The organism is Flavobacterium sediminilitoris (genome assembly GCF_023008245.1).
Taxonomy (GTDB): Bacteria; Bacteroidota; Bacteroidia; order Flavobacteriales; family Flavobacteriaceae; genus Flavobacterium; species Flavobacterium sediminilitoris.
The window spans coordinates 3,768,632-3,782,863 of sequence record NZ_CP090145.1 but is presented as its reverse complement, the minus strand read 5'-3'; the positions used below and the strand labels follow the sequence as shown (position 1 = coordinate 3,782,863).

Sequence of the window (14,232 nt, the reverse complement as noted above, 5' to 3'; positions counted from 1 at the left end):
ATGAAAAATATCATCCTAAAAACAGCCATGATTATTACTATAATCATGATGAGTAATAATTTAAATGCTCAAATAGCAAAAGCAGAAATTAGAGCAACAGGACTAACCTGTTCTATGTGTTCAAATGCAATTAATAAACAACTTAAAAACCTTCCAGAAGTACAAGAAGTAGACACTGATTTAAATACAAATACTTTTATTGTTACACTTAAAGAAGGAAACACAATAAATCCAAATGTGTTTAAAGAAAGCGTTGAAAAAGCAGGTTTCTTTATTGGATCACTTATTCTTACAACAAATTCAGAAAATGTACTTAACGATAAATCATTTGTACTAATTGAGGACAAAAAAATAAGCACAAATGAAGAAGTACAAATTCAAATCTTAGATAAAGGATATGTAACAGACAAAGAATTTAAAAAATTAGCTAAAAAATATAAAAATATTGAAACATACCTTTCAAATACAAAAGATGTTTTTCATATTAAAGTTGTAAACTAATGAAAAAAATATTGATTATTTTTGTTATAACCTTTTTTCAAAATAGTAAAGCGCAAGAATTATTTGTAGTAACAGATCCAGCAAGTAATGTTCCTACCAATTCATTAAGTATTCGCTTAGCAAATACATTTTTTGAAAGAACTATAGATAATAAATACAATTATAGCTTTAATCCAGAAGTAACGTATGGCTTAAATAAAAACCTAATGTTTAGAGGAACTATCTTTAATAGTAATAGAAATGGAAACTTTGAGTTTTCAGGAGCAAACATATACTCAAAATATAGATTCTTCTCTTCTGACGATTTAAACAGTCATTTTAGAATGGCAGCATACGGAAGATTGGGTTTTAATAATAGTCCAATTCATCAAGAACAGATAGAAATTATGGGACAAAATGGTGGTTTTGAAGCAGGAATTGTAGCCACAAAATTAATTCATAAAATAGCAATTAGTTCATCTGTAAGTTTTGAAAAAGTATTCAATAATGGTTCAGAAAATCCATTTCCAGATAATTTAGGAAATAACGCAACAAATTATACGTTGTCATTTGGAAAATTAATGTATCCCAAAAAATACACTAATTATAAACAAACAAATATTAATTTAATGCTAGAATTTGTTGGGCAAACGATAAATGAAAACGGAAAATCCTATTTAGATGTAATTCCAGCCATTCAGTTTATTATAAATAGTCAAGCACGAATTGATTTAGCCTATAAAAGAGAATTAATAAATTCAATGCAAAGAACAGCACCTAATGGCTTTTATCTAAACTTTGAATATACTTTTTTTAATTTATAAATTACACTATGAAAGTATACATTAAAAATATGGTTTGCGGTAGATGTATCCTAGTAGTTAAGTCTGAGTTAGAAAAACTCGGGCTTAACATACTTTCTATAGAATTAGGAGAAGTTACCCTATCAAAACCAATATCTATTGAAGAAAAAAAGAAAATTAGTAAGCAATTAGAACCATTTGGTTTTGAAATTTTAGATGATACAAATAGTAAAATAATTGAAAAAATAAAAAATATTTTAATAGACCTAATTCAAAATAAGAACAACGATATCAATGTAAATATATCAGATTACTTAAAAGACAAACTTCGTCAAGATTATAGTAAATTAAGTAATCTATTTTCAGATATTGAAGGAATAAGTATTGAAAAATACTTTATCAATCTTAAAATTGAAAAAGTAAAAGAGCTAATCGTTTATGATGAATTATCGCTGACCGAAATTGCTAACCTATTAAATTATAGTAGTAGTGCGCATTTGAGTAATCAGTTTAAAAAAGTGACAGGCTTTTCACCATCATACTTTAAAAAGCTCAAAGAGAATAAACGAATTCAAATAGATCAATTATAAATTTTGCAAATCTAATCCATAATTGTGTAAACCATTCGTTTTTAGTATTCCGAAATTTGTAGTATTAAAAAGCAAAAAGTATGACTCATAAATATCAAATACTAGGAGTAACATGTTCAGGTTGTGAAGCTAAAGTGAAAGAGAGCTTGTCTAAAGTTCCAAATGTAAAAGAGGTTAACGTTTCAAAAGAAGAAAAACAAGTTACTATAACCATGTCAAACCATGTAGAACTTAATGTTTTACAAGAAGCTTTGGGCGGAAAAGAAAGTAAATATCAAATTTCATTATTAAACAATCATTCTGAAGAGACACCAAAGAAAAGTTGTTGTTCATCAGTAAAAAAAGAACACAATCATCAAGAGCAAAGCTATAATCATCAAGCAGGGAAATATTATTGTCCAATGCATTGTGAAGGTGATAAAGTCTATGATAAAGCAGGTGATTGTCCTGTTTGTGGAATGGATTTAGTACAACAACCTGTATTGACTCAAAAAGTACAATATACATGTCCTATGCATCCAGAAGTAATTAAAGATGAACCTGGAAGTTGTCCTATTTGCGGAATGGATTTAGTGCCAATGGAGCCAACGGATTCCGAAGAAAATGAAGCATACAAGAAGTTATGGCATAAAATGAAAATTGCAACTCTCTTTACAATTCCTATTTTCATTATTTCCATGTCAGAAATGATTCCAAATAATCCACTTTTTAAGATAATGGAATTAAGTAAATGGAATTGGGTTCAATTTATATTGACTATTCCAGTTGTTTTTTATGCCTGTTGGATGTTTTTTGAAAGAGCATGGAAATCCATCATCAATTGGAACTTAAACATGTTTACCTTAATAGGTATTGGAACAGGAGTCGCTTTTGTTTTTAGTATTATTGGAATGCTTTTTCCATCTGTTTTTCCATCAGAATTTAAAACATCAGAAGGAACTGTTCATTTGTATTTTGAAGCTACAGCAGTTGTATTAACATTAGTTTTATTAGGACAGTTGCTTGAAGCAAAAGCACATAGTAGAACAAGTGGAGCAATTAAAGAATTATTAAAATTAGCGCCAACAGAAGCTACTTTAGTAAATAATGGAGAAGAAAAAGTTATTGCCATTCACAGTATTAAAAAAGGAGATATTATTCGTGTAAAACCAGGAGAGAAAATCCCAGTTGATGGAAAAATTATTGAAGGAAATAGTACTATTGATGAATCCATGATTACGGGCGAACCCATTCCTGTTGATAAAAGAATAGACGACACAGTAACTTCAGGAACAATTAACGGAACAAAATCGTTTTTAATGATTGCTGAAAAAATAGGATCCGAAACGTTATTGTCACAAATAGTTCAAATGGTTAGCGATGCTAGCCGTTCAAGAGCTCCAATTCAAAATTTAGTAGATAAGGTAGCAAAATATTTTGTTCCTGTTGTAGTATTAATTTCAGTAATTACGTTTATAGTTTGGTGGCAATTCGGACCAGAACCAAAGCTAGTCTACGCTTTTGTGAATGCCATTGCAGTATTAATCATCGCTTGTCCATGTGCTTTAGGATTAGCAACACCTATGTCGGTTATGGTTGGAGTAGGAAAAGGAGCGAAATCAGGAGTGTTAATTAAAAATGCAGAAGCCATTGAAAAAATGGACAAAATAGATGTTTTAATTACCGATAAAACGGGAACGCTAACTGAAGGAAAACCATCTGTTGAAAAAATTGTAGTTAAAGAAAGATTAGAAAATGAAATTTTAGGCAAAATTGCTTCCTTAAATCAAAATAGCGAACATCCATTAGCTGAAGCAGTAGTTCGTTTTGCAAAATCTAAAAATGTAACTTTTTCTAAAGTAGAAAATTTCGAATCCATCACAGGTAAAGGTGTAATAGGATTTATAAATCAAGAAAAAATAAGCTTAGGAAATAAAAAAATACTAGAACAAGAAGGAATTCAAGTTCTCTCTGAAATTGAAAAAGAAGTAATTTTAGAACAAAAGAAAGGAAAAACAGTTTCATATATTGCAATTGATAAAAAAGTGGTAGGCTATATTACCATTACTGATGCAATTAAGCAAACTAGTCTTGAAGCTGTTCAAGAACTGAAACGCCAAGGAGTTGAGGTTGTAATGCTAACAGGTGACAATGAAAATACAGCAAAATCAGTTGCCGATTACTTAGGTTTAACCGAGTTTAAAGCGAGTTGTTTACCACAAGACAAGTTGGAATACATAAAAGCATTACAAGCAAAAGGTAAAGTAGTAGCCATGGCTGGAGATGGAATAAACGATGCTCCTGCATTGGCACAATCAGATATAGGAATAGCAATGGGAACAGGAACAGATGTTGCTATAGAAAGTGCTAAAATTACACTCGTAAAAGGAGACTTACAAGGCATTGTGAAAGCAAAAAACTTAAGTCATGCTGTAATGAAAAATATCAAACAAAATCTATTCTTTGCCTTTATTTATAATTCAGTAGGAGTTCCAATAGCAGCAGGAATTTTATTCCCAGTTTTTGGATTATTACTTTCTCCTATGATAGCAGCATTAGCAATGAGTTTAAGTTCAGTATCAGTAATTGCAAACGCATTACGATTGCGAACCATAAAAATTTAAAAAATGGGAAAAACATATTATTTACTATTCGCACTATTACTAACAGCATCAATTTTTAGTCAAAATGTGGTGCGATATGATTTGCATGTTAGGGATTCCATTGTAAATTTTTCAGGAAAAGAAAAAAGAGCCATTGCAGTAAACGGTCAAATTCCAATGCCAACGCTAACATTTACAGAAGGTGATATTGCAGAAATTCATGTGTATAATGAATTGAAAGAATCAACATCCTTACATTGGCACGGATTGTATTTGCCTAATAAAGAAGATGGTGTGCCGTTTTTAACACAAATGCCTATTGAGCCAGGAACCGAACATGTATATCGTTTTCCAATTATCCAATCAGGAACACACTGGTATCATAGTCACAGTGGTATGCAAGAACAAATAGGAATGTATGGTTCTTTAATTTTAAAGAAAAAACAAGATGACCCAACTTTTAGAACTGGAATTGATGATCTTCCACAAGTTCCAATAATATTAAGTGAATGGACAGATTATAATCCAAACAATGTACATCGCATGTTGCATAACGCTTCCGATTGGTTTGCCATAAAAAAGGGAACAACCCAAAGTTATGCTGAAGCTATTCGAGAAGGGCATTTTAAGACAAAATTGACAAACGAATGGAAACGTATGCTTGCCATGGATGTTAGTGATGTGTATTATGATACGTTTTTAATAAACGGACAACATGAAAGTCAATTATCTCAATTCAAAGCAGGAGATAGAGTTCGTTTACGAATAGCTAATGGTGGTGCTTCATCCTATTTTTGGTTAACCTATGCAGGTGGAAAAATAACTGTTGTAGCCAATGATGGAAATGATGTAGAACCAGTAGAAGTTGACCGATTAATTATTGGTGTTTCAGAAACGTATGATGTTATTGTAACAATTCCTGCCGAAAATACTTCGTATGAATTTTTAGCAACTCCAGAAGATAGAACAAAATCTACTTCTATTTATATAGGTAAAGGAATTAAGCAATTAGTGAGTCCAATGCCAAAATTAAAATATTTTGAAGGGATGAAAATGATGAATGATATGATGAATATGGATGGAACTATGGACGACATGGGAATGGATATGAGTTTTCAAAAAATGGACATGAATACGGTGATGTATCCTGAAATTACAGGAAACAGTCAAAAAACAAAGAAAGAGAAGCATGAAGGAATGAATATGGAAGGAATGGATCATTCAAAACACAATATGAATTCAACTGCATCTGATGTTGTTACTTTGAATTACGGGATGTTAAAATCGCCAACAAAAACAACATTGCCAAAAGAGGCTCCAGTTCGTGAACTTCGCTTTGAATTAACCGGGAATATGAATCGCTATGTTTGGAGTATGGATAACAAAGTAATGGCGGAAACCGATAAAATTTTGATAAAAAAAGGAGAAATACTTCGTATTACTTTATATAATAATTCTATGATGCGCCATCCCATGCATTTACATGGTCATGATTTTAGAGTTTTAAATGGACAAGGAGATTATGCTCCTTTAAAAAATGTATTGGACATTATGCCAATGGAGACAGATGTTATAGAATTTGAAGCCAATGCAGATGGCGATTGGTTTTTTCATTGTCATATTTTATATCACATGATGGCAGGAATGAATCGTGTTTTTAGTTACGAAGATTCGCAACCTAATCCTTATTTACCGAATAGAGAAAAAGCTTATAAAAAATTGCAAACCGAAAGCAATCAGTTTCATCTCATGGCAGAAAATGACTTTGCAACCAACGGAAATGACGGACAAATAATGTTGCAAAACACGCGTTGGAGTATAAATTCCGAATGGAGATTAGGTTATAATGACCATCATGGTTATGAATCGGAAACACATATTGGTCGTTATATTGGAAGAAACCAATGGTTTATGCCATTTATTGGTTTTGACGCACGTTATCGAAAGTTAGATTCTGGAGAAATTGAAGAAAATCTTTTTGGACAAAAAAGTACAAAAGATAAACGAATCCAAGCTAGTTTAGGTTTTGTATATACGTTGCCTTTATTGGTTAATTTTCAAGCCGAAGTTTATCATGATGGTAATGTTAGATTACAACTAATGCGTGAAGATATTCCCATTTCAAAGCGATTACGAATGGCATTTATGATCAATACAGATAAAGAATATATGACCGGATTCAAATATATTGCAAGTAAAAATATCGGAATAACAACTCATTATGATAGCGATATGGGTATTGGATTTGGAGTTAATTTAAACTATTAATAAGTAAAAAAGAAAATTGATATTTAATTAATAGAAAATTAAGATAGTAACCTTTTGATAAAATAAGAATGTAGTAAGCGTAACAAGCAATTTACTATTTGTTTACACTCATAAAGTAGTTTTGGGACATTAAAAACAACCAATTACTATTATGAAAACAAATTTTAAGACTTTATTATTATGTACTATGTCAGTGATGGTCATTTCTTGTAACCAAGATGATGATTCAAATGTCGAAACTGAAGAAAAAGTCGTTTTAGCCAATCATTCCGAAACTCCAGTTTTTTTAGCTAAAAAATCAGGTTTTGAAAATATTGAAATTTATTCAATATTAAGCTCAGAAGACCAACTTACACAATCTCCTAATTTTGTATATGGTTCAATGGCAGACGGAATGGGATTAATGAAAAACAGTGATGGTACTTTTTCTTTAATCAATAATATTGAAGCAGATTATTCTATCGCAAGAATTTCATTTGATAAAACATTCAAACCAGTAAAGGGAGAATATATTTTAAATGCAGCAGCTACAGCACGTACAGCGCAATGTTCAGGTTCATTAGTAACACCAGAAGAGCATGGATTTGGTCCATTATTCCTTTCAGGAGGAGAATGGGGTGGAGCTTCGAAAGGAGTTTTTGCTACTGATCCATTTAAAAGTGCTGAAAACGCAGAATTAGCTACATTATTACCAGCTTTAGGACAATGGTCTACTGAAAATGCAGTAGTGATAGGTAAAGATGCATATCCAAATAAAACAGTAGCTTTCATAGGAGACGATACAAGTGATAACACAACTCCATCCGGACAATTAGCGATGTATGTAGGAAATAGAGGAGATTTAGCTAGTGGAAATTTATATGGATTAAAAGTTACTCAAACAGGAATTAACTTTGAAATGGACATGCAAGAAGGTGTTACATATCCAGTAGAATTTGTTGAATATAATGAAAGAACATTAAACGAATTAGAACAAGAGTCTAGAGATAATGGCATTATGGGATTCTCAAGAGTAGAAGATATTGATTACAGAAAAGGATCGGCTTCTGCTAATAGAGAAATTTACTTTGCTGTAACAGGAAGAAAATCAACTGCATTAACAGGAAAAGGATCGTTCTATGGTAGAATTTATAAAGTAATTCTAGACGCAAATGATCCTAAAATAGCTACTATTACATGTGTTTTAGATGGCGATAAATTATCAGGAGTTGCAAGACAATTTCATAGTCCAGACAATATAGTTGTAACAAAAGATTATGCCTACATTCAAGAAGATCCTAACGGATATCCAGATACAGCAGATAAAACACACTTTTCATATTTATACCAATATAATTTAAATACAGGAGCATTAAAAGTAGTTTTAGAATGCGATCAAAATGCAGCTCAAAATGCAGGTTATGGTTCAGCAAGTAGTTTATGGGAACTAACAGGAATGATCGATGTATCTGATATTATTGGAGTTGAAGGAAGTTTCTTAATTTGTACGCAAAATCATGGTTGGGAAAACGCAAGTTTTACAGATGTAAATGCAAATCCAAGTACAGATAGTAGTGAAGCAAGTGTATTATATCTTATAAAAGGTTTGGAGAGATAATATGGTTAAAATATTGAAAATAAATAACTTAAAGGCTATATTTTTATATAGCCTTTTGGCTTTTTTAATAAGTTGTAAAAACGAAACAACTTATGAAGAAACTACAGTTTACAAAAAATTAGAAAAAGACTTCAAAGCAGAACTATTAAACACATCAAATGCTTTAGATAAACTAAATAATGCTGCTTCAATTGGCGAAAAGAAAAAAATGTATTTAAAAGCAAGAACGCATTTTAAAATATGTGAACCAATTTTAGCATTTGTAGATTCTGAAAATTATGGATATTTGAACCAACCGAATATTTTAAAAGTTGAAGAAGAAGATTTTACAGATATAAAAATTAAAGAACCAACAGGCTTTCAGGTTATTGAAGAATTATTATTTGATGAAAAGGTAGATGAGGTTGAATTAACAAAACAAGTTGAAACAACAGCAATAAGATTAAAGTTTTTATATAAGAATCAAACCCTACAATTTTTAAAAAAACATCATGTTCTTTGGATTTTGCGTGATGCTATAAACCGAATTGCATTAACAGGAATAACAGGTTTTGATTCACCAGTTTTAGAAAATTCCTTAATCGAAAGCCAAACGGTTTATAAATCTATACAAAAAATGATAACACTTTTTGAAACCGAATTTGAAAAGAAAGAATTATATCAAGAATGGCAAAAAGAGATAAATAAAAGTATAATAGATTTAGAAAAAGGAACATTTCAAGATTTCGATCGTTATTCATTTATTAAAAATCACACACAAAAAGCTCTGGAAATTTGGAAAGAAACCGTTACCGATTGGAAAGTAACATTTCCATTTAAGCAAGCCATAAATTATGAAACAAGTAATTTGTTTTCTAATGAAACCTTTAATATTAATTATTTTACAGATCAAAAAGGAAATCCTGTAGAAGCAGATAAAGTAGCATTAGGAAAACTCCTTTTTGAAGACACTTCATTATCTAATAAAAAAGATATTAGTTGTGCAACTTGTCATAAACAAGAATTATATTTTACAGATGGATTAGCAAAATCACCAGGAACAACTAGAAATTCACCTACATTGTTTTATGCGGCTTTACAAAAAGGCTTTTTTCATGATAAAAGAACAGGAAGTTTAGAAGGACAAATTATAGACGTTGTAAATAATCCAAATGAGTTTCATTTATCGCTTAATGACTTAGAAAAAAGAGTTATTGAAAATGATAATTACAAGGAAGCATTTAAAAAAATATATGCAAAAGAAATTGACAACCATATTATTAGAAATGCTATTGCTTCTTATATTATGTCATTAAGCCCATTCAATTCAAAATTTGATTTGAATATGCAAGGAAAAGAAAACTCTTTAACTAAAAACGAGATTAATGGATTTAATATTTTTACAGGAAAAGCAAAATGCGCAACGTGTCATTTTGCACCATTATTTAACGGATTAGTTCCAACACTTTTTAAAGAATCAGAAATAGAATTAATAGGCGTTCCAAAATCAAAAGACACAATCAATGCAGAAATTGATGATGATTTAGGACGATATGGCGTTTATAAAACAGAACAACGTAAGTTTTTCTTTAAAACACCCACAGTTCGAAATATTGAAAAAACAGCTCCTTATATGCACAATGGAGTTTATACAACATTAGAAGAAATTATAGATTTCTATGATAAAGGTGGAGCAACTGGTTTAGGAATAGAATTAGAATACCAAACACTTCCTCCTGACAAGTTGAATCTTACAAATCAGGAAAAAGAAGATTTGATTGTTTTTCTAAAAACCTTAACAGATAAGTATTAAAAAAGATAACCGTTCATTTTCTGAACGGTTATTTTTTTATTTAAGTTGTCTATAATTTTAAACGAAGATTTATTTTTTCTTTCTCATTTTCATGTTTAAAAACTCTACAGCTAGTGAAAAAGCAATAGCAAAATATAAATAACCTTTTGGTACAGCACCTACATGTTGTCCTGCTAATTCAGCATTTGACAAGTGCATACTTTCTGTAATTAACATAAAACCAATTAAGATTAAGAAAGCTAATCCTAAAATTTGAATAGAAGGGTTTTTATTTACAAAGTTTCCAACAGGAACAGCAAATAACATCATAACTCCAACTGAAATTACAACTGCTGTAATCATAATTATTAAAGCTCCTTCTACACCATTAGTCATACCTACGGCTGTTAAAATACTATCTACAGAGAAAATTAAATCAATCAACAAAATTTGTCCAATTACACTACTAAAAGTTGCAGTAGCATTGGTTTTCATCTGTTTTTCTTCTTCTCCTTTATGATCTACTTTTTCATGTATTTCTTTAGTACTTTTATAAATTAAGAACAATCCACCCAAAAGTAATATTAAAGCTTGCCCCGTAATTTCAGCAGAGAACCAACCAAAATCAAAACTAAACCAAGGAGCTTTCATAGCAATTAATAAAGTAATACCAAAAAGCAAAGCAATTCGCATAAACATAGCAAGGAAAAGACCTATTCGAGTTGCTTTTTTACGTTTTTCTTCTGGTAATTTACCTGTTACAATTGATATGAAAATGATGTTATCAATTCCAAGAACGATTTCCAAAAAAGTTAAAGTTAATAGTGCTATCCAAGCATCTGGATTCATTAAAATTTCCATAGTAATTAAATTGGTTTTGGTTTGTTTTTTTTAAAACACTTTAGTTAAACGTAAACTACTTCACTTTTGTTACAGTTCCTCGTTGTTTTTTTGCTTCACCTACAAATGCATATTCAAAAACATAACCTTCATCGCTGGTAGTTAGTATTTTAATATGAATTGCTTTTTTCTCAGCTCTATTTTTTGGATGAATATTTTTTACAATATATTCACAATCATTTATCCATCTTACAGAAAGAGTATCTGTTTTTCCTCTGAAAGTTTCAATTTGTATTGAATCGTTTCGTTCAAAGTGAGAAGTTTCACTTTTTCCATCAATCTCTTGCGTAAATTCAAATGAACCTGTTTTAAAATCTTTACAATCTCGATCTTGATTATAACAAGAAACTAATGTAAATGTAAATAAAATAAATACTATTCTAGTAGTTGAAAAGGACATAGGTAATGTAATTTTATAATTGCTATTATTTATCTCGAAGCTTATTTAGTTCATCATCAGTAAAATGTTTCACACTCTTATCTTTAGCAAACTTATCAGCATTATATTCATTCGACTTATTTTTTGGAATAGATAAACTGTCCCAATCACTTTGCTTTAGCATTTTAGCATAAAATACAATCTGACCAATATGGTAAGGATAATGAGCTAATTGTCTATTAATAGCATCTAAAGCTGTTTGACCTTCGTTTCTAATATAAATAATTTGTGTTAATTGATGTGGTTCTAATTTATTTAGGGTATTAAAAAAACAATCCCATCCAATGTTCCATAGTTGCATTAACTCGTCTTTTGAACTATTAAAATTCATAAATTCAGCATCTCTCATTCTCCATTCTTTTTCACCATCTGTAGTTAAGAAATCAGTCCAACGCGACAGCATATTGCCTGACATGTGCTTTATAATTGTAGCAATTGAGTTTGTATCTTCGTTTACCGAAATAAAAAGTTGTTCTGTTTCTAATTGATCAATTGCTTTTTCTGCGATAGTTTTGTAATAAAGCATTTGCTTTTTTACACTTGCTAAGTATATGTTATTTATTTCCATCAAATAAGCTTTTCATTATAGTATTTATGCCTTTAAAACCTAAAAAAATAGCTATGCCACTTATCATAATTCCCAAACCTAAAACATAAGGAAATAAAGGGCTTTCTTCATTTTTAAACGAACTATTTATTACAACTGGGCCAATAAATAACAAAGGTAAGCAGCCTGATAAATATTTAATGCCTTTGGCTAATAATTTTCTATTTGTTCCCATAGTTTTGTTTGTTTGGAGGTGGTGGTGGAGGCAATGGCTCGAAAATTCGATTTCCTACACCTAGATAAATACTCAATTCTTTTCTTTTTATTTCTTCGAGTTCTTTTTGGGTTAGTTCACAAATCTGTTTTCCAAATTTTTGAAGAGCCATTTCTTCATAGTATAGTTGGTAGGATTTTTTAATAGCTATAAACGTTTTTTCTATATAATCTTTGTCAGTAGTTAAATCCCAGTATAGCATACAATTCTCAACATAATTATAGTCTGTATCTGGTTTTTTTAACAAATTATGAAGATAGTTAGTAAGAGAATCATTTTCAATTGGTCTTTCATTTACTAATAATTGGTTATCTCTATTTAGTAAAATTCGAGTAAATGATTTATTACCGCATATTACATCACAGCTCTTACAATAATTAAAAAGTGTTACATTTACTGTTTCATTAGTACTCAATTTCAATAAAAATTCATTAAGCTCGCAACAAGTTTCTTTTTTTAATTTTATTGCAATTTCTTCTAATATGTCATTTCTGTAATTGTTGTAATTAATTTCAATTACAGGTAATGAATCATGAATGCCTAAAAGATAATTTTCATTGGAACAATACTGAAACGTTTTGTTGGAAAATAAAGAATAGCTACTCACTAAAAAAATAGTAAGTATTGAAGCAAAAAGAAAAACTTTGCTATTGTAATATTTTCTTCTTTTTTTCAAATTTAAAAGGTTATGTTCAAACCAATTCCATTTTGATTAGTGATAATATTCATATCAAAATTATATCCAAGAGTTGGAGTACTCCCTTTTACACCTTCATTATAAATTTCAATACTAGTATTCAACATTTTCTTTCGTCCAGATAAAACAGGGATTGATACAGCAATCAATCCAGCACCAACATAAGTAAAACCAGAAGGATAATCAACATCAGAAACTAGGCCTTTTACAACATCCCCAACAATTAGTCCAATTCCAGCTCCTAATAAAAAACCTCCAACAGCTTCTTTTCTTTTCGATTTTTTATACATATTTAAAGCTTCAGGATTTGCGGCTAATATATTTTTAATATCGTGCTTGTAAATATGTTCTCCTTCAATATAAAACTTCTTGTCTATTATTTCAATTTGTTGAGAAAACATGAAACCAGAAAGAAGCAGACCAAAAATTAAAAATGTTTTTTGCATAGTATTAATTTGTTTGTTTATAATTGTCAACAGCATTTCTAACACTGCCATGTTGTTTTAGTAATTGTTCTGCTAATGTATAATCAACAGATATTTCGTCCATTATCATTCTAACTCCTCTGTCAACTAATTTGTTGTTACTCAGTTGCATGTCAACCATTTTGTTGCCTTTTACTTTTCCTAGTTGTATCATAGTTGCCGTAGAAATCATATTGAGTACTAGTTTTTGAGCTGTTCCTGCTTTCATTCTACTACTACCTGTTACAAACTCAGGTCCTACAACCACTTCAATAGGAAATTTTGCTGTTAAGGCTAATGGACTTCCTGCATTACAAGTAATACAACCTGTACTAATACCATTTTTATTGCATTTTTCTAAACCACTTACAACATAAGGAGTTGTTCCAGAAGCTGCAATTCCTATAACAACATCATTTTTAGTAATTGTAAATGCTTGTAAATCTAGCCAAGCTTGTTCTGTATTGTCTTCTGCATTTTCAACTGCTTTTCTTATAGCTAAATCGCCACCAGCAATAATTCCGATTACCAAATCAAAAGGAACTCCAAATGTAGGAGGACATTCTGAAGCATCAACTATTCCTAGTCTTCCTGAAGTTCCAGCTCCTATATAAAATAAGCGACCACCTTGTTTCATTTTGGTAGTAATTTCAGTGACTAAAGATTCAATTTGTGGTAATGCTTTTTCAACAGCAAGAGGAACTGTTTTATCTTCATTATTAATATTGATTAATAAATCAGTAACCGACATTTGTTCTAAATGTTGATATTTTGATGCTTGTTCTGTGGTTTTAGTAAAACTCATTGTTCGGTTTTAGTA

General features: G+C 30.3%; 14 protein-coding genes. 7 read left to right on the top strand and 7 right to left on the bottom strand.

What is annotated here, in order from left to right; genetic code table 11:
• The 7 genes from LXD69_RS17360 to LXD69_RS17330 all read left to right on the top strand — a co-directional run bounded on the left by LXD69_RS17360 (nucleotide 1) and on the right by LXD69_RS17330 (nucleotide 10,112).
• Nucleotides 1-501, top strand: coding sequence for a heavy-metal-associated domain-containing protein (locus LXD69_RS17360; RefSeq protein WP_246916311.1), 501 nt, complete (start codon nucleotides 1-3; stop codon nucleotides 499-501).
• Nucleotides 501-1,304, top strand: a complete 804-nt coding sequence (locus tag LXD69_RS17355; protein WP_045972147.1) for a hypothetical protein — start codon at nucleotides 501-503, stop codon at nucleotides 1,302-1,304. The genes LXD69_RS17360 and LXD69_RS17355 overlap by 1 nt, the downstream gene beginning before the upstream one ends.
• 8 nt (nucleotides 1,305-1,312) lie before the next feature.
• Nucleotides 1,313-1,873, top strand: coding sequence for a helix-turn-helix domain-containing protein (locus tag LXD69_RS17350; RefSeq protein ID WP_246916309.1), 561 nt, complete (start codon nucleotides 1,313-1,315; stop codon nucleotides 1,871-1,873).
• Between the two features lie 80 nt (nucleotides 1,874-1,953).
• Nucleotides 1,954-4,476 carry a heavy metal translocating P-type ATPase gene (locus LXD69_RS17345; protein ID WP_246916307.1) on the top strand — a complete coding sequence of 841 codons (2,523 nt, stop codon included), beginning with the start codon at nucleotides 1,954-1,956 and terminating at the stop codon, nucleotides 4,474-4,476.
• 3 nt (nucleotides 4,477-4,479) lie between these two features.
• Nucleotides 4,480-6,723, top strand: a complete 2,244-nt coding sequence (locus tag LXD69_RS17340; protein ID WP_246916305.1) for a multicopper oxidase family protein — start codon at nucleotides 4,480-4,482, stop codon at nucleotides 6,721-6,723.
• A gap of 151 nt (nucleotides 6,724-6,874) precedes the next feature.
• Nucleotides 6,875-8,320, top strand: a complete 1,446-nt coding sequence (locus tag LXD69_RS17335) for an alkaline phosphatase PhoX (RefSeq protein WP_246916295.1) — start codon at nucleotides 6,875-6,877, stop codon at nucleotides 8,318-8,320.
• Between the two features lie 13 nt (nucleotides 8,321-8,333).
• Nucleotides 8,334-10,112, top strand: coding sequence for a cytochrome-c peroxidase (locus tag LXD69_RS17330; protein ID WP_246916294.1), 1,779 nt, complete (start codon nucleotides 8,334-8,336; stop codon nucleotides 10,110-10,112).
• Nucleotides 10,113-10,181: 69 nt separating this feature from the next.
• On the opposite strand, the gene LXD69_RS17325 is transcribed toward LXD69_RS17330, so the two are convergent.
• From LXD69_RS17325 to murQ, 7 genes are read right to left on the bottom strand one after another with little or no spacing between them, the layout of a single operon-like run.
• Nucleotides 10,182-10,952, bottom strand: a complete 771-nt coding sequence (locus tag LXD69_RS17325; protein WP_045972160.1) for a TerC family protein — start codon at nucleotides 10,950-10,952, stop codon at nucleotides 10,182-10,184.
• A 55-nt stretch (nucleotides 10,953-11,007) separates the two neighbouring features.
• Nucleotides 11,008-11,391 carry a hypothetical protein gene (locus LXD69_RS17320; protein ID WP_045972162.1) on the bottom strand — a complete coding sequence of 128 codons (384 nt, stop codon included), beginning with the start codon at nucleotides 11,389-11,391 and terminating at the stop codon, nucleotides 11,008-11,010.
• Nucleotides 11,392-11,416: 25 nt separating this feature from the next.
• Nucleotides 11,417-11,998 carry a DUF1572 family protein gene (locus tag LXD69_RS17315; protein WP_246916293.1) on the bottom strand — a complete coding sequence of 194 codons (582 nt, stop codon included), beginning with the start codon at nucleotides 11,996-11,998 and terminating at the stop codon, nucleotides 11,417-11,419.
• Nucleotides 11,985-12,212, bottom strand: coding sequence for a DUF6095 family protein (locus LXD69_RS17310; RefSeq protein ID WP_045972166.1), 228 nt, complete (start codon nucleotides 12,210-12,212; stop codon nucleotides 11,985-11,987). The genes LXD69_RS17315 and LXD69_RS17310 overlap by 14 nt, the downstream gene beginning before the upstream one ends.
• Nucleotides 12,199-12,927: a hypothetical protein gene (locus LXD69_RS17305; protein WP_246916292.1), complete on the bottom strand. Its 729-nt coding sequence runs from the start codon at nucleotides 12,925-12,927 to the stop codon at nucleotides 12,199-12,201. Before LXD69_RS17305 ends, LXD69_RS17310 begins: the two co-directional genes overlap by 14 nt.
• Nucleotides 12,928-12,929: 2 nt before the next feature.
• Nucleotides 12,930-13,394, bottom strand: a complete 465-nt coding sequence (locus LXD69_RS17300; RefSeq protein WP_246916291.1) for a hypothetical protein — start codon at nucleotides 13,392-13,394, stop codon at nucleotides 12,930-12,932.
• Nucleotides 13,395-13,398: 4 nt separating this feature from the next.
• Nucleotides 13,399-14,217, bottom strand: coding sequence for an N-acetylmuramic acid 6-phosphate etherase (murQ, locus tag LXD69_RS17295; protein WP_246916290.1), 819 nt, complete (start codon nucleotides 14,215-14,217; stop codon nucleotides 13,399-13,401).
• Nucleotides 14,218-14,232 lie beyond the last annotated feature (15 nt).